General features: G+C 72.5%; 13 protein-coding genes. 8 read left to right on the top strand and 5 right to left on the bottom strand.

The window, feature by feature from the left end; genetic code table 11:
• Positions 1 to 44 precede the first annotated feature (44 nt).
• Positions 45 to 3767 (top strand): methionine synthase, encoded by a 3723-nt coding sequence (locus ET445_RS01910; RefSeq protein WP_129188339.1) that lies wholly within the window; start codon positions 45 to 47, stop codon positions 3765 to 3767.
• Here the strand turns inward: ET445_RS01910 and ET445_RS01905 are convergent.
• Both ET445_RS01905 and ET445_RS01900 read right to left on the bottom strand, forming a co-directional pair.
• Entirely contained in the window at positions 3682 to 6624 is a 2943-nt protein-coding gene (locus ET445_RS01905) for an ATP-binding cassette domain-containing protein (RefSeq protein ID WP_129188337.1), read from the bottom strand. The genes ET445_RS01910 and ET445_RS01905 overlap by 86 nt on opposite strands.
• A gap of 19 nt (positions 6625 to 6643) precedes the next feature.
• Complete coding sequence (locus ET445_RS01900) at positions 6644 to 7219, bottom strand: hypothetical protein (protein ID WP_129188335.1); 576 nt, start codon at positions 7217 to 7219, stop codon at positions 6644 to 6646.
• A gap of 153 nt (positions 7220 to 7372) precedes the next feature.
• Between ET445_RS01900 and ET445_RS01895 the strand changes: the two genes are divergently transcribed.
• The 3 genes from ET445_RS01895 to ET445_RS01885 all read left to right on the top strand — a co-directional run bounded on the left by ET445_RS01895 (position 7373) and on the right by ET445_RS01885 (position 10564).
• Positions 7373 to 8287 carry a 1,4-dihydroxy-2-naphthoyl-CoA synthase gene (locus tag ET445_RS01895; RefSeq protein WP_129188333.1) on the top strand — a complete coding sequence of 305 codons (915 nt, stop codon included), beginning with the start codon at positions 7373 to 7375 and terminating at the stop codon, positions 8285 to 8287.
• A 19-nt stretch (positions 8288 to 8306) separates the two neighbouring features.
• Positions 8307 to 9500: an AMP-binding protein gene (locus ET445_RS01890; RefSeq protein ID WP_129188331.1), complete on the top strand. Its 1194-nt coding sequence runs from the start codon at positions 8307 to 8309 to the stop codon at positions 9498 to 9500.
• 62 nt (positions 9501 to 9562) lie between these two features.
• Entirely contained in the window at positions 9563 to 10564 is a 1002-nt protein-coding gene (locus ET445_RS01885; RefSeq protein WP_129188329.1) for a 1,4-dihydroxy-2-naphthoate polyprenyltransferase, read from the top strand.
• A gap of 30 nt (positions 10565 to 10594) precedes the next feature.
• Here the strand turns inward: ET445_RS01885 and ET445_RS17090 are convergent, their stop codons facing one another.
• Positions 10595 to 10882, bottom strand: a complete 288-nt coding sequence (locus tag ET445_RS17090) for a DUF4229 domain-containing protein (RefSeq protein ID WP_165314266.1) — start codon at positions 10880 to 10882, stop codon at positions 10595 to 10597.
• Positions 10883 to 10957: 75 nt separating this feature from the next.
• On the opposite strand from ET445_RS17090, the gene ET445_RS01875 reads away from it, so the two are divergent.
• The 3 genes from ET445_RS01875 to ET445_RS01865 all read left to right on the top strand — a co-directional run bounded on the left by ET445_RS01875 (position 10958) and on the right by ET445_RS01865 (position 14091).
• Positions 10958 to 11380 (top strand): PLD nuclease N-terminal domain-containing protein, encoded by a 423-nt coding sequence (locus ET445_RS01875; RefSeq protein ID WP_129188327.1) that lies wholly within the window; start codon positions 10958 to 10960, stop codon positions 11378 to 11380.
• Complete coding sequence (menD, locus tag ET445_RS01870; RefSeq protein ID WP_129188325.1) at positions 11373 to 13148, top strand: 2-succinyl-5-enolpyruvyl-6-hydroxy-3-cyclohexene-1-carboxylic-acid synthase; 1776 nt, start codon at positions 11373 to 11375, stop codon at positions 13146 to 13148. The genes ET445_RS01875 and menD overlap by 8 nt, the downstream gene beginning before the upstream one ends.
• Positions 13149 to 13230: 82 nt before the next feature.
• Entirely contained in the window at positions 13231 to 14091 is an 861-nt protein-coding gene (locus ET445_RS01865) for a polyphosphate kinase 2 family protein (protein WP_129188323.1), read from the top strand.
• A 4-nt stretch (positions 14092 to 14095) separates the two neighbouring features.
• Here ET445_RS01865 and ET445_RS01860 read toward each other — a convergent pair whose 3' ends face one another.
• Entirely contained in the window at positions 14096 to 15364 is a 1269-nt protein-coding gene (locus ET445_RS01860; protein WP_208008496.1) for an isochorismate synthase, read from the bottom strand.
• 72 nt (positions 15365 to 15436) lie between these two features.
• On the bottom strand, positions 15437 to 16531 hold the full coding sequence (locus ET445_RS01855; RefSeq protein WP_165314265.1) for a serine hydrolase domain-containing protein: 1095 nt from the start codon (positions 16529 to 16531) through the stop codon (positions 15437 to 15439).
• 94 nt (positions 16532 to 16625) lie between these two features.
• Between ET445_RS01855 and ET445_RS01850 the strand changes: the two genes are divergently transcribed.
• Positions 16626 to 17342, top strand: a complete 717-nt coding sequence (locus ET445_RS01850) for a demethylmenaquinone methyltransferase (RefSeq protein ID WP_129188319.1) — start codon at positions 16626 to 16628, stop codon at positions 17340 to 17342.
• The last annotated feature ends 13 nt before the right edge of the window (positions 17343 to 17355 follow it).

The raw sequence follows: 17355 nt of genomic DNA, 5'->3' as shown, positions 1-17355 counted from the left end.
ATCATCGCCCGCGGTTCGGAGCGAGCGTAAGTAGACTCGCGCGAGTGATCGGCACATCCACCGCACCCCGCTTCCCGCTCGACGTCGACGGTGTCGCGCTGCCTGCGCGAGCCGCTGCGCTGCTCGACGCCGTGCGGTCGAACGTCGTCATCGCCGACGGCGCCATGGGCACGATGCTGCAGGGGCACGACCTCTCGGTCGAGGGCGACTTCCAGGGGCTCGAAGGATGCAACGAGATCCTCAACGTCGCGCGTCCCGATGTGGTCGCATCGATCCACGACGCCTACCTCGCGACCGGCATCGACGCCGTCGAGACGAACACGTTCGGCGCGAACTGGTCGAACCTCTCCGACTACGGCATCGACGATCGCATCGCAGAGCTCGCCGAAGCGGGCGCGCGCATCGCGCGCGAGCGCGTCGAGGCGGCCGAGGCCGCAGACGGGCGGGTGCGGTGGGTGCTCGGCTCGATGGGCCCGGGCACGAAGCTGCCCTCGCTCGGCCACACGACCTACGACCACTTGAAGCAGACGTTCGCCCTGCAGGCCGAGGGCCTCATCGACGGCGGAGCCGACGCGTTCCTCATCGAGACTTCGCAGGACCTGCTCCAGACGAAGGCCGCGGTCAACGGCTGCAAGCAGGCGATCGTCAGCCGGGGCATCCGCCTGCCGATCTTCGTCGAGGTCACCGTCGAGACGACCGGCACGATGCTCATGGGCAGCGAGATCGGCGCGGCCCTCACGGCACTCGAACCGCTCGGCGTCGACGCGATCGGCCTCAACTGCGCGACCGGCCCCGCCGAGATGAGCGAGCACTTGCGGCACCTCTCGAAGCACTCGCGCGTGCCCGTCGCGTGCATGCCGAACGCGGGCCTGCCCGTGCTGACCGCCGACGGCGCGCACTACCCGCTCGAGCCCGGTGAGCTCGCGACTGCGCATGAGCAGTTCGTGCGCGAGTTCGGCCTCGGCCTCGTCGGCGGGTGCTGCGGCACGACTCCCGACCACATGCGGGCGGTCGTCGAGCGGCTGCGGGGAGATGACGCAGACGCGATCCGTCGCGGGATGCCCCTCGGTGACGGAGAAAAGGGCGATCTGCGACGGATCGACGCGCAGTCCGGAGCATCCGCCCGCGACGCGAAGCCCGAACCGGGCGTCGCGTCGCTCTACCAGCACGTGCCGTTCCACCAGGATGCGTCCTACCTCGCGATCGGGGAGCGCACGAACGCGAACGGGTCGAAGGCGTTCCGCGAGGCGATGCTCGAGGAGCGGTGGGACGACTGCGTCGAGATCGCCCGCAACCAAATCCGCGTCGGCGCGCACCTGCTCGACGTGTGCGTCGACTACGTCGGCCGTGACGGCGTCGCCGACATCCGCGAGGTCGTCTCGCGGTTCGCGAGCGCGTCGACGCTGCCGCTCGTCATCGACTCGACCGAGCCCGCGGTCATCGCCGCGGGGCTCGAACTCATCGGCGGACGTCCGGTCGTCAACTCGGTCAACTACGAAGACGGGGATGCCCCCACCAGCCGGTTCGGCCGCATCATGCCGCTCGTGAAGGAGCACGGCACGGCCGTCATCGCCCTGACGATCGACGAGCAGGGCCAGGCGCGCACGGCCGACGACAAGCTGCGGATCGCGTCGCGCCTCGTCGACGAGCTCGTGAGCGAGTGGGGCATGCGCGTCGAGGACATCATCGTCGACTGTCTGACCTTCCCCATCGCGACCGGGCAGGAGGAGACCCGCCGCGACGCGATCGAGACGATCGAGGCCATCCGGCGCCTGACCGAGAAGTACCCCGGCATCCACACGACCCTCGGCGTCTCGAACGTGTCGTTCGGCCTCAACCCGGCCGCGCGCAGCGTGCTCAACTCGGTGTTCCTGCACGAGGCCGTCGAGGCAGGGCTCGACTCGGGCATCATCGACGCCGCGAAGATCGTGCCGCTCGCCTCGCTCTCGGAGGAGCAGCGTAAGGTCGCCCTCGACCTCGTGTGGGATCGCCGCGAATACGATGCCGACGGCAACACGACGTACGATCCGCTCGCCGTTATGCTCGACCTCTTCGCGGGCGTCGACACGGCGGCTCTCCGCGACCAGCGCGCCGCCGAGCTCGCGGCCCTCCCCGTCGGCGAGCGCCTCGAACGGCGCATCATCGACGGCGAGTCGAAGGGCCTCGAAGCCGACCTCGACCTCGCCCGCGGCGAGGGGATGACCGCCCTCGGCATCATCAACGACCACCTCCTCGAGGGTATGAAGGTCGTCGGCGAACGTTTCGGGTCGGGCGAGATGCAGCTGCCGTTCGTGCTGCAGTCGGCCGAGACGATGAAGTCCGCGGTCGCGTTGCTCGAACCGCACATGGAGAAGACCGAGGCATCCGGCAAAGGCACGATGGTCATCGCGACCGTGCGCGGCGACGTGCACGACATCGGCAAGAACCTCGTCGACATCATCCTGACGAACAACGGCTACAAGGTGATCAACCTCGGCATCAAGCAGCCGATCGCCGACATCATCGCGGCCGCCGAGGAGCACGACGCCGACGTCATCGGCATGTCGGGGCTGCTCGTGAAGTCGACCGTCGTCATGAAGGAGAACCTGCAGGAGCTGCAGGCGCGCGGGCTCGCGAAGCGCTGGCCGATCATCCTCGGTGGCGCGGCGCTCACGCGCGCGTATGTCGAAGACGACCTCGCGGGCCTCTTCGACGGCGAGGTGCGCTACGCGCGCGACGCGTTCGAGGGCCTGAGCCTCATGGAGCCGCTCGTGAAGATCGCCCGCGGCGCCGCGCCCGCCGAAGTCGGGCTGCCCGCCCTCAAGAAGCGCATCCACACGGGCGGCTCGAAGCTCACCCTCACCGAGCCCGAGGCGATGCCCGCGCGCTCGGACGTGGCATCCGACAACCCCGTGCCCACCCCGCCGTTCTGGGGCACGCGCATCGTGCGCGGCCTCGCGCTCGCCGACTACTCGGCGTTCCTCGACGAACGTGCGACGTTCATGGGCCAGTGGGGGCTGAAGCCCGGCCGCGGCGAAGACGGCGCGAGCTACGAGCAGCTCGTCGAGAGCGAAGGCCGGCCACGCTTGCGGTACTGGCTCGACCGGATCCTCGCCGAGGGCATGCTCGACGCGTCGGTCGCGTACGGGTACTTCCCGGTCGTGTCCGAGGGCGACGACCTCGTCGTGCTGCACCACGGCGACGACCGCGAGGGCGTGCTCGGGCAGCCGGGGCTGCTCGCGCCCGACGGCGAGTCGCTCGGCGCGGCACCCGGTGCAGCGCTCGGCTCCGAACGACTGCGCTTCCACTTCCCGCGCCAGCGCCGCGACCGTCACCTGTGCCTCGCCGACTTCGTGCGCTCGCGCGAGTCGGGGCAGATCGACGTGCTCCCCGTGCAGCTCGTCACGGCGGGCGCGAAGATCGACGAGTTCACCGCGAAGATGTTCGCCGAGAACCGCTACCGCGACTACTACGAGCTCAACGGGCTCGTCATGCAGCTCACCGAGGCGCTCGCCGAGTACTGGCACGCGCGCATCCGCTCCGAGCTCGGCTTCGCCGCCGACGACCCGACCGACACCGCAGGCCTCTTCAAGCTCGAGTATCGCGGCGCTCGCTTCTCGCTCGGCTACCCCGCGTGCCCCGACATGGAGGACCGCCGCAAGGTCGTCGAGCTGCTGAAGCCCGAGCGCATGGGCGTCGAACTCAGCGACGAACTGCAGCTGCACCCCGAGCAGTCGACCGACGCGTTCGTGTTCCACCACCCCGAGGCGAAGTACTTCTCGGTGTGACGGCCGCGCCGCGCGCCGCCCGGTCGCCCGCCGGGATCGGCTTCGCCCGGCGGAACGCGGCGAGCACGGCGCCGCCGACGACGACGAGCCCGACGACGGTCGTGATCGCGCGCAGGGTGTCCCACGTGATCGACGAGGTCACGAGGGAGTAGAGCAGGAAGCTCCAGAGGTTCTGCGCGAGCGGCGCACCCGACTCGTACGCGATCGACGAGCGGGTGCCGATCGCGAACGGCCAGAACCACAGGTTCATGATGAGGCCGAACAGGTACGACGCGACCACCCCGTAGACGCACAGCACGGCGATCTCGGCGCGGTGAGAGAGCCCGCGGGGGAGGAGCCCGGCGCCCGCCCCGACCCACGCGCACGCGAACATCTGGAACGGCGTCCACGGCCCGAACGTGCCCGTCACGATCGTCGACAGCGCGATCGTCGTGAGCCCGAGGAGGAGCCCGAACCGAGCGCCGAAGGCGCGCCCCGCGAGGATGAGCAGGATGAACACGGCCTCGACGCCGCCGACGCCGGTGCCCGCGATGCGGACGGCGGCGCCGATCGCCGCGAGCGTGCCGAGCAGGGCGAGGGTGTGCGCGCTGCGTACCGACTCGTCGAGCGCCCACAGCACAACGAGGGCTGCGACGGGCGCGAGCGCGAGGGCCGCGACGGGCACGGCGGCGCTCGCCTGCGACGGCACGGCGGCCGCCGCGAGCGGCCACGTGAACGAGGCGAGCGCGACGAGGTTCGCAAGCGTCATGGCGACGAAGGCGGGGTGGATGGCTCGAAGGCCGCGCCGCGAGCGCGGCGGCGTCGAAAGCCGGGCGGATGCCTCGGGGGCGGCGGATGCGGCGGGGAGAACGGATGTCGCGGGCGTGGCGGATGTCTCGGGCTGCGACTCCGTTCGCTGCGGCTGGGCCGCGTCGATTGGGCTTTCGTCGCGGGCAGGTGCTTCCGCCGGCCCGAGCACGCCGCCCGCCATCGGCAGCACCCGATCCGCGAGCGCGGCCACGAATGCGGCGTCGTGCGTCGCGAAGCACACCGCGGCTCCGGCGTCTGCGGCCCGCACGAGCGCCGAGGCGACGAGGGCGCGTGCCGAGGCATCCAGCCCTCGCGTCGGCTCGTCGACGAGGAGCACACTCGGAGTCCGCGCCGTCTGCAGCACGATCGCGAGGCAGCGGCGCTCGCCGACCGAGAGGTCGCGCGGGTGGCGGGCGAGCCGGTCGAGGAACGCCGGCGAGGAAGGGTCGAGCCCGAGGAACGCCGCGAAGCGGGCCGCGGTCGTGCCTTTGGGCAGATGTGTGCGCCGGTCGGTGCGGGCGCACTCGGCGGCGACCGTGGTCGAGGCGAAGAGGTCGTCGGAGGCGTCGGGCACGAGCGCGACGCCGATCCGGCCATGGCTGTCGAGCACCTCGACCGCCCCGCCGCGCGTCGTCGCGAGCGCGACGAGGAGGCTCGACTTGCCGGCGCCGTTCGGGCCGGTGAGGGCGACGAGCTCGCCCGCCGCGAGATCGAGGCCCGCCGCGTCGACCGCGCGCGTGCCGTCGTGGAGGACCGTGAGCTCGCGGGCGCGCAAGACGACGTCGGAGGCTGCGCGGGTGCGGGGACCGAGGAGCGCGAGCCCCGATGCATCCGTCGTCTCCGAGACATCCGCCCCGCTCGAAGCGACCGGCCGCGCGACCCCGCCCGACACCTCGACGCGGCCGTCGCAGACCGCCGCGAACTCGGCGTGCCGGTGCTCGGCGACGACGACGCACATGCCCGCCTCGTGCGCGAGCGCGCCGAGCAGGCCGACGATGCGGGCGCGCATGACGACGTCGAGGTCGGCGAGCGGCTCGTCGATGAGGAGCAGGATGGGGTGCTCGGCGATCGCGGCGGCGATGGCGACGAGGGTCGCCTCGCCGGCCGAGAGGCCGCTCAGGTCGCGGTCGACGAGCGACTCGATACCGACGCGCGCGGCGATCTCCTGCACGCGCGCCGCGACGATGACGGGATCGACGCCGCGGAGTTCGAGCACGAGGCCGATCTCGTCGCGCACGCGCTCTGTCGCGAACCCCTCACGCGGGTGCTGGAGGACGACGCCGACGGTCCGGGCGGTGTCGCGTGGGGGCGTGGCCTCGCGGTCGTGGCCGACCACGACGAGTTCGCCCGAGGTCGTGCCGCCATCGAGGTGCGAGTGCAGCCCCGCGACGGCGCGGAGGAGCGTCGACTTGCCGCTGCCGGTCGGGCCAGCGACGAGCGTGAGCGTGCCGGTCGCGAGCTCGAGCGACGGCACGAGCACGGCGGGCGCCGAGGCATCCCGGTGCGTGATGGCGAGGTCTCGCGCCTCGACCGGACGTTCGCAGACTCCGTCCACCGGATGTCCCGCGAACCCGCGCAGTTCGAGGGCCGCAGCCACGGCCGTGGCCCGCTCGAGCGTCCGTTCGAGCACGGGCGCCAGCAGGCGCGGGCCGCCGCGCTCGCCGCGCAGGCGCTGCGCGAACCGCACCCGCCGCACAGCCTCGGCGAGAGCCGGGAGCCCCGCCCACGCGACCGACAGCATGCGCGCGACGCCTCGCAACGGGCCGCGCCGGGCCGCGCGAGTGAGGAGGCGAGGGACGTCGAAGACGGCGTTGAGCAGGCCGAAGGCGAGGATCGTGAGTGCGATCGGCAGGGCGCTCACGGCGGCGTCGACGAGGCCGTCGAGCGTCGCAGGCCCGAGCAGCACGACGTGCGAAAACGGCCGCGGCAGCGGGATCTCGGGGAAGGGCAGTACCACGGGCCCCGACCCGTCGGCGCCGTGGAACGCGACGCGGTACAGCACCCGCACCCCGACGAACCCCGCGGCGATGAACGCCGCGGCGCGAAGGGGTGCGGGTCGGGACCTCACGGCATCACCGGAAGCGGCGCTACGCGCTCGGCGCGGCCGGCTCGTTGTTGAGCACGAAGAGGAGTTGCACGCCATCGCCGGGCTCGAGCTGGAGGGTGGAGAGCCCTTCCTCGGCGTAGCCCCACTCGCCGCCCGCGGGCTTCGTCCAGAGCGACCAGTAGGCGAACGCGGGCGGCATCGACTGGCATTCCTCGTGAACGACCGTGCCGTCGTCGCCTTCGAGCGCGGTGTCCTCCGACGGCACGCCGTTCACTCGGCACACGATCTGGTCGCCGTACTCTTCGGTGCCCTCGGTCGTGACGCCGGTGGCCGCGAGCGCGTCGGCGGCGCCGATGGCGTCGTCGGCAGAGACGCACCACTCGCCCGAGGGGTCGTCGGAGACATCCAGGTCGCCCGTGTCGACGACGACCGTGACGCCCTCGTCGCCGTCGCACGCGCCGGTCGTCGCGACGCCGGACGCGGCCGGTGCGTCGCTCGCGCTCGGGGTCGACGCGGAGTCGGGCTCGGTCGCAGGTGACGCGCACGCCGACAGCGAGAGCGCGAGGGCGAACGCGGCAGGCACGGCGAAGGCGAGGGTGCGAATTCTGAGGGTCACGCACCCAGCGTAGGGGGGACCAGGGTTCCGCCATCGAGCGTGAAGACGCCAACCGGGGGAATCCAGACGCGCATTTCCCTGGTTGGCGTCCTCATAGCGGTTGGGGTCGGGGCGGACGTGGGGCTGTCGGACGGGCGCAAGTAGGCTGGGAGCGTGAGCGTTTCCGAGCTGTTCGACCCGTCCGAGTGGGCAGAGGCCCCGGCCGGAGCATCCTTCACCGACATCACCTACCACCTCTCGAACGACGGCCGCATCGCGCGCATCGCGTTCGACCGGCCCGAGGTGCGCAATGCCTTCCGCCCGCACACGGTCGACGAGCTGTACCGCGCCCTCGAAGACGCGCGAGTTAACCCGCGCGTGGGCGTCGTGCTCTTGACGGGTAACGGCCCGAGCCCGAAAGACGGCGGCTGGGCGTTCTGCTCGGGCGGCGACCAGCGCATCCGAGGGCGCGACGGCTACCAGTACTCGGCCGAGGAGACGTCGGTCGTTCGCGATCCCGCCGCTGCCGCGGCGACGGGCCGCCTCCACATCCTCGAGGTGCAGCGCCTCATCCGCTTCATGCCGAAGGTCGTCATCGCGGTCGTTCCGGGATGGGCGGCGGGCGGCGGCCACTCGCTGCACGTCGTGTGCGACTTGAGCATCGCGAGCCGCGAGCAGGGCCGCTTCAAGCAGACCGACGCCGACGTCGGCTCGTTCGACGCGGGCTACGGCTCGGCGTACTTCGCCCGGCAGATCGGGCAGAAGTTCGCGCGCGAGGTGTTCTTCCTCGCCGAGGAGTACAGCGCCGAGCGCGCGTACGAGATGGGCGCCGTGAACCGCGTCGTGCCCCACGCCGAGCTCGAGCGCGAGGCGATCGCGATGGCCCGCACCATTCTCACGAAGTCGCCGACGGCGATCCGCATGCTGAAGTTCGCGTTCAACGCGGTCGATGACGGCATGGTCGGCCAGCAGGTGTTCGCGGGCGAGGCGACGCGGCTCGCGTACGGCACCGACGAGGCCGTCGAGGGGCGCGACTCGTTCCTCGAGAAGCGCGACCCCGACTGGGGCCCGTACCCGTGGCACTTCTGATGCCGGTTACCGGCGCGCGATGAAACCGCTCATCAAGGTTTCGGCTTCGGATGTCTCGGGGCTGACCCGTGCGCTCGAGTCCGCGCTCGCCGGGGGGCCTGCGGTCTGGCCGGTGCCCGGTGACGCGTCAGTCGCCGATGCGGTCGCCACCGAGGTAGACGACCGCATCGCCCTCGTCGTCGAGACGAGCGGATCGACGGATGCCCCGAAGCGCGTGCTGCTCTCGGCAGACGCCCTCACGGCGAGCGCCGATGCCACGCACGACGCCCTCGGCGGGCAGGGACGGTGGCTCCTCGCCCTCCCCGGGCACTACATCGCGGGCGCGCAGGTGCTGGTCAGGAGCATCCTCGCGGGCACGTCGCCCGTCGTCATCGCAAGCGCGATCGGCGCAGGCTTCGACGTGCGCGAGTTCGCCGAGGCATCCGCGACCCTCGATCCGCGCACCCCGGCGTACACGTCACTCGTGCCCGTGCAGCTCGCCCGACTCGTCGATGCGGCCGAGCGCGACGCGTTCGTGGCGGCGGCGCTCACGTCGTACGACGCGATCCTCGTGGGCGGGCAGGCGCTCGCCGCGCCCATCGCCGGTCGCGCGGCCCACCTCGGCGCTCGGGTCGTGCGCACGTACGGGTCGAGCGAGACGAGCGGCGGATGCGTCTACGACGGCGTGCCGCTCGCAGGCGTCGAGGTGCGCGCCGACCGCGAGACCGACGAGGTGCTGCTGTCGGGGCCGACGCTCGCCGATGGCTACCTCGGCGACCCCGACCGCACGGCACGCGCGTTCGTCGCCGGTTCAGGAGGCCGCCGCTGGTACCGCACGGGCGATCTCGGCGGGCTCGGCGCCGACGGGCGGCTCCGCATCCGCGGGCGGGCCGACGACGTCATCATCTCGGGCGGGGTGAAGGTCGCGCTCGGCGAGATCGAACGCGCGGTCCGCGCGCTCGACGGATTCCACGACGCCGTCGCGGTCGCCGTCGACGACCCCGAGTGGGGCCAGCGGGCCGTGATCGTCGTGGCCGAGGCATCCGGCGCATTCAAGACACCGGGCGCACTCGAGACATCCGGTGCGCCCGAAGTCACGCTCGCGCGCGCGACGGACGCCGCGGGCCTTCCGCCCGCCGGTCGCCCCGTGCGCCTCGTCGTGCTCGACGCCCTGCCGATGCTCGCGTCGGGCAAGCCCGACCGTGCCGCGATCGCGCGGCTGGCGGCGGAGTAGCCACGCGGCGACGCCGGCACGCATAGCCCGCCCACAGCGTCTCGATAGCCTCCCTCGGTACGATGGCGGGCGTGGCACGCCCGAACGCGCAGCGGCAGAAGTCCGCCTCCTCCCAGCACCCCCGTCGTCCCGGCGCGTCCGGCAACCCCGCGAAGGCGGCGCAGGCGCCGACCGTCGCGCGCGGCCCCGCGACGTTCCGTGACTGGGTGGGCGGCGCGCGGCTCCGCACGCTGCCGCTCGCGATCGCGCCCGTCGCGCTCGGCACGGGTGCCGGCATCATCGCGATCCCGGGCGAGGCGTGGCATCCGTGGCGCGCGCTCCTCGCCCTCGTCGTGGCGCTCGGGCTGCAGGTCGGCGTCAACTACGCGAACGACTACTCCGACGGCATCCGCGGCACCGACGACGTGCGCGTCGGCCCCGCCCGCCTCACCGGATCGGGCGCCGCGAAGCCCAGGCACGTGCTCATCGTCGCGCTCTCGTTCTTCGGCGTTGCCGCGGTCGCGGGCCTCGCGCTCACGATCATCACGCAGCAGTGGTGGCTCATCGCCGTCGGCGCCGTCGCGATCGTCGCGGCGTGGTTCTACACGGGCGGAAGGCGCCCCTACGGGTACTACGGCCTCGGCGAGCTGTTCGTGTTCGTCTTCTTCGGGCTCGTCGCGACGGCCGGGTCGGCATTCGTGCAAGCGCTCACGGTCAACACCGAGGCGTGGGTCGGCGGCGTCGGCATCGGCCTCCTCGCGTGCGCCGTGCTCATGGCCAACAACCTGCGCGACGTGAAGCAGGACAAGGCCGCGAAGAAGCGTACGCTCGCGGTGCTCGTCGGCCCGACCGTGGGGCGCATCCTCTACGTCGTCTTCATGCTCGTGCCGTTCGGCATCGCGTGGGCGTTCTCGCTGCTCTACCCGACGGCGATCCTCGTGCTCTTCGCGCTCCTCGCGGCGCTGCCCGCGTGCGCCATCGTCGTGTGGGGCAAGACGCCGCGTGAGCTCATCACGGCGCTCCAGCTCACGAGCCTCGTCGCGCTCGTCTACGGCATCGGACTCGGGCTCGCGATCGCGTTCTGATCGTGATGGGCGGATGCCTCGTGCGCGCCGCTACTCCGCCGGGCGCTCCCGCGCGTCCTTCGCGTCGATGACGGCGTCTTCGACCTCGGCGTCGACCGTCGGTTCGGGCTTCTCGCGGTGGCGTGCCTCGTAGAGGTCGGTCGCGAGCCGCTCGCGGTAGCCGCGCAGGAGCACGACCGACGCCGCGAAGCCGAACACCGCGGCGACGAGCGCCGAGATCCACCAGGGGACCCCCGCGATCATGAGCACCGCGAACGGCGCCGCGAACAGCAGGATGCGCAGGGCCGTGTACGGGACCCAAGCGGGGAGCGACTTCACGGGTTCAGTGTAGGCACGTCCACCTGTGCGGTCGCTCCCAGCCGAACGTGACTCGAGCGCGCCTATACTCAGGGCATGCTGATCAGGTTCGCCATTCCGCTCCTGGTCGCAGCCGTGGTCTTCATCGTCTACGCCGTCGTGGACTGCGCGCTGTTCGATCGATCGCGCATCCGCGGCATCCCCCGCGGATGGTGGATCGTCGTGATCCTCTTCGTGCCGATCCTCGGCGCGGTCCTCTGGTTCGTGATCGGTCGCGGGCGCGCCCGTCCGGCTCGTGCCGGCGGCGTGGGCCGCGCCCCCGCGTCCCCCGACGACGACCCCGAGTTCCTCCGCCGCCTCGAGCGCGACAGCGAGCAGGACGAACGCATCCGTCGGCTCGAGCAGGAGCTCGCCGACCTCGACTCCGACTTCGACCCGGGCCTCGACGACGGCTCGGGGCACCGCCACCCTGACACTCCCGACGGCGACGGGGCGACCGGCGGCCGACCGAATGCCTGAGCCCGACCTGCCCGCCGCCCCGGCGAGCCGGTACTCGCTCGCCCTGCTGACCGAACTCATCGCCCTCGGCGTGACCGACGTCGTCGTCGCGCCGGGCTCACGCTCGCAGGCGATCGCCCTCGCCGCGGCCGAACTCGAGCGCGCAGAGCTCGTGCGGCTGCACGTGCGCATCGACGAGCGGGGTGCGGGGTTCCTCGCGCTCGGCCTCGCGCTCGAGTCGGGGCGGCCCGCGGTCGTCGTGACCACGTCGGGCGGCGCTGTCGCGAACCTGCATCCGGCGATCGTCGAAGCCCACCACTCGGGCGTTCCGCTCATCGCGCTCACCGCCGACCGCCCGGCCGAGCTCCGAGGCATCCGCTCGAACCAGACGACGGTGCAGCCCGGCATCTTCGCGGGCGCGGTGCGCTTCGAGCGCGACGTCGAGGCGCCCGTCGGCGCCGACGACGAGACCGATGCCGCGGCGAAGCTCGCGAAGCGCGCTTACGATGCGGCACTGGGCGTCGACGATCGAGGCGAACCGATCGTGCACCCTGGACCGGGACCCGTCCACGTCAACCTGCAGCTCCGCGAGCCGCTCTCCTCGGCGATCGGCGTCGACCGGGCTGCCGTCGCCGCGCGCCGCGCCCGCCTCGCCGACCTCGGCCCCGCCCACGTCCCCGTCGGATCGCGCGACGACGGCGGAGCGCTCATCGCCCACGGGCCGCGCACGCTCGTCGTCGCGGGCACCGGCGCAGGCGCCGAAGCCGAGGCCTTCGCCCGCGCGGGCGGGTGGCCGCTCGCGGCCGAGGTCACGAGCGGCGCCCACTTCGGGCCGAACCTCGTCGTCGCCTACCGCGAACTGCTTCGCGAAGAGGGATTCGGCGACGAGGTCGAACGCGTCGTCGTGTTCGGGCATCCGACGCTGTCGCGCGAAGTGCCGGCGCTCGTGCAGCGCTCGGGCGTCGAGGCGATCGTCGTCGCCCCGTCGGGCATCGAGTGGTACAACCCCGGCAGGCGCGTGCGCCGGTTCGAGCGGAGCGTGCGCGTCGAACCGCACGAACAGACGCGCGACGAGCGCGCCTGGACGGGCAGGTGGGTGCACGCGAGCCGTGCACTCGTCGCGCAGGGCGACCCCGAGCCCGAGGCCGTGCGCAGCGGCGTCGACGAGACCGGCCACGTGGCCGACTTCGAAGCCCAGCGCGCGTTCCTCAAAGCGCAGCTCGCTCGCGTGCGCGAACCGGTTTCGCGGCGCCTGCTCGTCGAGTCGATCTGGTCGGCGACCTGGCCGCACGACCGGCTCGTGTTCGGGGCATCCCGACTCATCCGCGACGCCGATCGCAGCGTTCCCGGGCGGAACATCCGCGTGCTCGCCAACCGCGGGCTCGCGGGCATCGACGGCACCGTCGCGACCGCCCTCGGCATCGCGATCGCGAGCCAGCGCGCGCCCGACGCGAAGCCCGGTGTCACGCGCGCGATCATCGGCGACCTCACCCTCCTCCACGACGTCGGCTCGCTCCTCCTCGGCGCCGGCGAAGACCGACCGCGCATCCAGCTCGTCGTCGGCAACGACGGCGGCGGCACGATCTTCGACGCCCTCGAAGTGCGCGACACCGCCCCCGACGACGCCTTCGACCGCGTGCAGTACACGCCGCAGTCGGTCGATCTCTCGCAGCTCGCCGCCGCCTACGGCTGGACCTACCGCCGCGCAGCGACGCGCGGCGAGCTCGAAGAGGCGCTCGGCACCGCCGTCACGGGGCCGACGCTGCTCGAGGTGCCGCTCGCGCGCTGAGCGCGGCGGGTTGCCGAGACATCCGGAGCATCGGCAGGATGATTCGAGACGCGACGCCGCGTCGCGAACCGAAGGAGCGCTCATGGGCCGCGAGACGTACTGGACCGAAGACCCGAACCCGCTCCTCGAGTTCCGGCAGGGGCTGACGCTGACGGACGTCGACCCCGGTGGCAAGCCCGGCTACGCGGGGAACAAGGCCGACGGGCAGCAGGCGCTCGCCGACGGCGCCGAGATCCTCGCCGACCTGCAGGAGCTGCTTTTCGCGAACAGCCGCGCCGCGGGCGACGAACGGCGCATCCTGCTCGTGCTGCAGGCGATGGACACGGCGGGCAAGGGCGGCATCGTCAAGCATGTCATGGGCGCGGTCGACCCGCAGGGCGTCGAGCTCGCGGCGTTCAAGGCGCCGACCGCCGAAGAGCGCGCGCACGACTTCCTGTGGCGCATCGAGTCGCGCACGCCCGGTGCGGGCATGATCGGCGTCTTCGACCGCTCGCACTACGAAGACGTGCTCATCGCGCGCGTGCGCGAGCTCGCGCCGCCCGAGGAGATCGAGCGGCGCTACGGCGCGATCGTCGACTTCGAGCGGAGGCTCGTCGAACAGGGCACGACGATCATCAAGGTAGTGCTGCGCCTGTCGCGCGAGGAGCAGAAGGCGCGCCTCCTGGAACGCCTCGACCGGCCCGACAAGCACTGGAAGTTCAATCCCGGCGACATCGACGAGCGCGAGGTCTGGGACGACTACGACGCGGCGTATCAGATCGCGCTCGAGCGCACGTCGACCCCGGATGCCCCGTGGTTCGTCGTGCCCGCCGACCGCAAGTGGTACGCGCGGCTCGCCGTGCAGCACCTGCTCATCGACGCGCTTGAGGCGATGCACCTGGACTGGCCTCCCGCCGACTTCGACGTCGCGGCGCAGAAGCAGCGGTTGCTCGACGAGGAGTGAGGCCTCAGCCCCCGAACGCCTCGACGATCGGCTGGAACTTCATGACGGTCTCGGCGAGTTCGGCGGCGGGCGCCGAGTCGTGCACGATGCCGCAACCGGCATAGGCGGTGACGGTGCCGTCGGCGTCGACCTGCGCGCAGCGCAGCGCGATGGCCCACTCGCCGTCGCCGTCGCCGTCGACCCAGCCGACCGGCCCCGCATAGCGGCCGCGGTCGAACCCCTCGAGCTCGGCGAGCGTCGCGAGCGCGACCTTCCGGGGCGTGCCCGCGACGGCCGCCGTCGGGTGCACGGCCCGCACGAGATCGAGCGCGGTCGAGCCGTCGCCGAGCGTGCCCTTGAGGTCGGTCGCGAGGTGCCACAGGTTCGGCAGCTGCAGGGTGAAGGGCTCGGGGCTCGCGTCGAGGCGGGCGGTGTGCGGTTCGAGGGTGCTCACGGCGCTCGCGACGGCGAGCGCGTGCTCCTCGCGGTTCTTGGGCGATTCGAGGAGCTGCGCCGCGCGCTCGCGGTCGGATGCCTCGCCCGCACCTCTCGCGGTCGTGCCCGCGAGCACGCGCGCCGACACCTGCCCGTGGTCGACGCGCACGAGCGTCTCGGGGCTCGCGCCGATGAGTCCGTCGACGGCGAACACCCACGTGTCGGGGTAGTCCTCTGCGAGCCGGTTGATGGTCGCGCGCAGGCCGTCGTCTTCATGCAGCTCGCCGACGAGCTGGCGGGCGAGCACGACCTTCGAGAGGTCGCCCGCGTCGATGCGGCGCACGGCCTCTGCGACCGCGGCTTCGTAGGCGTCGGGGGTCACGCTGCCGGGCGCGAAGGTCACCCGCGGCACCTTGCGGCGGGGCGCCGGCTCGGGGATCACGGGGTCTTCGGATGCCTCGTCCGAGACATCCTGCGCCTCGTCGTCGCCCGTCGCGAGCGAGATGCGAGTGACCCACGCGCGCCCGTCGCGGCGGCCCATGACGATCTCGGGCACGAGGAGCACGCTCGTCGCGGCGGACTCGTCGGCGAACGCGAAGGCGCCGAACGCGACGAGGCCCGTGCCGGGAAGACCGACGCGGTCGTCGACGTCGGCGTGGGCGGCGAGCTCGGTCCAGGCGGCGGCGGCGTCTTCGACGCGGGTCGGGCCGCTCGATTCGATGCGCAGGACTTCGCCGAGCCCGACGACGCCTTCGCCACGCCGCAACCAGACGAGCGGGTTACGGGGGTCGGCCCGGGGGATGAGCGGCTCGGTCTCGTCGACCGCGACCGTGCGCACGTGGAGGCGTGGTTCGGACACGTCGAAAGCCTACGCCGCGCCCCCTGGGCGGACGCCCAGCCCACATGTCCCGCCCAGCATGCGTCGGGCGGCCTACCCGGCCGTTCCGTACTCGGCTGCGGCGCCGGCGACCGCGCGGCGGATGTCGGCGATGCCCTCGGTCGCACGGTCGGGGTGCACGCGATTGGTGAGGAACACGAGCGATCGCCGCCCGAGGGGCTCGGTCGCGACGGCGGTGCCGGTGAACCCCGTGTGCCCGACGACGCCGTTCGCCCACCGCCACCGCTCGGTCCACGCGTCGTCGATGCGCGATCCGATCGCCTGCCGGAAGTTCTCCGCCTGCGGGGCGCTCGCGTCGTGGACGCAGGTCATCGCGCGCACGACGCTCGAGGGCAGCGCGCTCTCACCCGGCGGCAGTCTGAGGGCCTCCGTCAGGCGCAGCTGGTCGCGCGCGGTCCCGAAGAGGCCGGCGTTCCCGACCGCGCCGCCGAGCGCCCAGGATGTCTCGTCGTGCACGACGCCGTGCACGAGGCCGCGCGGCGGGGTCGACTGGTACTCCGTCGCGGCGATGGCGGGAAGCAGCTCGGCGCCCGGCCGGTAGCCCGTCTCGGTCATGCCGAGCGGGTCGAGCACGTGCCGGTGCGCGAGGGCGTCGAGCGACGCCCCGCCCAGCGCCTCGGCGGCCAGGCCCGCCCAGATGTAGCCGACGCACGAGTACCGGTGGAGCACGCCTCGCGGGTCGGTCGGGCGAGCCCCTGCCCGGAAGCGCGCGGCGCCCTCGTCCGGCTCGCGGCCGAACCATTCGGCCGGGAAACCGGCGGTGTGCGTCAGGAGGTCGGCGAGCGTGAGGTCGCTGAGCGGCGCGTCGGCGAACTCGGGGAGCAGCTCGCCGACGCGGAGCGAGACGCCGAGGCCATGTTCGTCGAGCAGGCTCAGCACGGTCGCGGCCGTCACGAGCTTCGTGAGCGAGGCGAGGTCGAAGCGCGTGTTCGCGTCGACGGCGGAGCCCGGCTCGCGCGCCTCGACGCCGGGGGCGTCCCAGCGCCGGGTCACGCCGAGCGTCTGCTCGTCGACGATCTCTCCGTCGAGTGCGATGAGGAGCGAGACGGCGCTGAAGGTGCCCGACTCGATGCCGAGTTCGAGCACCCTCGGGAGGAGCTCGCGCGCGGTCGCCTGTGCTTGCGTCATCCGGAAAGAATATTCGGATCCGGCGCTCGTGTGTGGAATTCGTTCACGCGCCGTGCGCGGCGGCCGCTCAGCGTCCGACCGTAGACTCGAACCCATGAGCCGCGCAGACCTCGGGAAGGACCCGTCGCAGGTGTCCGCCATGTTCGACCAGGTCGCGGCCCGCTACGACCGCACCAACAACGTGCTCTCGGTCGGCAACGCGCCGCTCTGGCGCGCCGCGACGACGAAGGCCATCCACCCCGTTCCCGGGGAGCGCATCCTCGACGTCGCCGCCGGCACGGGCACCTCGAGCGCGAGCCTCGCGCGCTCGGGCGCCTCGATCGTCGCCGCCGACTTCTCGCCCGGCATGATCGAGGTCGGCCGCCGACGCCAAGCCCACGTGCCGAACCTCGTGTTCGTCGAGGCCGATGCCACGAAGCTCCCGTTCGACGACGAGTCCTTCGATGCCGTCACGATCTCGTTCGGCCTCCGGAACGTCAACGACCCGAAGGCCGCGCTCCGCGAGTTCCTGCGGGTCGCCAAGCCCGGCGGCCGGCTCGTCGTGTGCGAGTTCTCTCACCCGCCGCGCGGGCTCGTGCGCAAGGGCTACGGCGTCTACTCCAAGCACGTCATGCCGCGGCTCGTGAAGCTGTCGAGCTCGAACGACACCGCCTACGACTACCTCAACGAGTCGATCGAGGCGTGGCCCGACCAGCGCACGCTCGCCGCGTGGATCCGCGAGGCGGGCTGGGGCGAGGTCGAGTGGCGCGATCTCACGCTCGGCGTCGTCGCCCTGCACCGCGCGGTCAAGCCCGCCCCGGCGGTCGAGTAGCGAGCGCGGCGAG

It is taken from the genome of Agromyces protaetiae (genome assembly GCF_004135405.1).
Taxonomy (GTDB): domain Bacteria; phylum Actinomycetota; class Actinomycetes; order Actinomycetales; family Microbacteriaceae; genus Agromyces; species Agromyces protaetiae.
This window is presented reverse-complemented; position numbering and strand designations above follow the sequence as displayed.

What these genes read in the sequence shown, in the direction of transcription:
- ET445_RS01855 (WP_165314265.1), bottom strand. Translation starts at nt 16,531, where the DNA reads ATGACGCAAGCACAGGCGACCGCGCGCGAGCTCCTCCCGAGGGTGCTC.
- ET445_RS01885 (WP_129188329.1), top strand. Translation starts at nt 9,563, where the DNA reads ATGGCGGGCGTGGCACGCCCGAACGCGCAGCGGCAGAAGTCCGCCTCC.
- menD (WP_129188325.1), top strand. Translation starts at nt 11,373, where the DNA reads ATGCCTGAGCCCGACCTGCCCGCCGCCCCGGCGAGCCGGTACTCGCTC.
- ET445_RS01850 (WP_129188319.1), top strand. Translation starts at nt 16,626, where the DNA reads ATGAGCCGCGCAGACCTCGGGAAGGACCCGTCGCAGGTGTCCGCCATG.
- ET445_RS01890 (WP_129188331.1), top strand. Translation starts at nt 8,307, where the DNA reads ATGAAACCGCTCATCAAGGTTTCGGCTTCGGATGTCTCGGGGCTGACC.
- ET445_RS01865 (WP_129188323.1), top strand. Translation starts at nt 13,231, where the DNA reads ATGGGCCGCGAGACGTACTGGACCGAAGACCCGAACCCGCTCCTCGAG.
- ET445_RS01875 (WP_129188327.1), top strand. Translation starts at nt 10,958, where the DNA reads ATGCTGATCAGGTTCGCCATTCCGCTCCTGGTCGCAGCCGTGGTCTTC.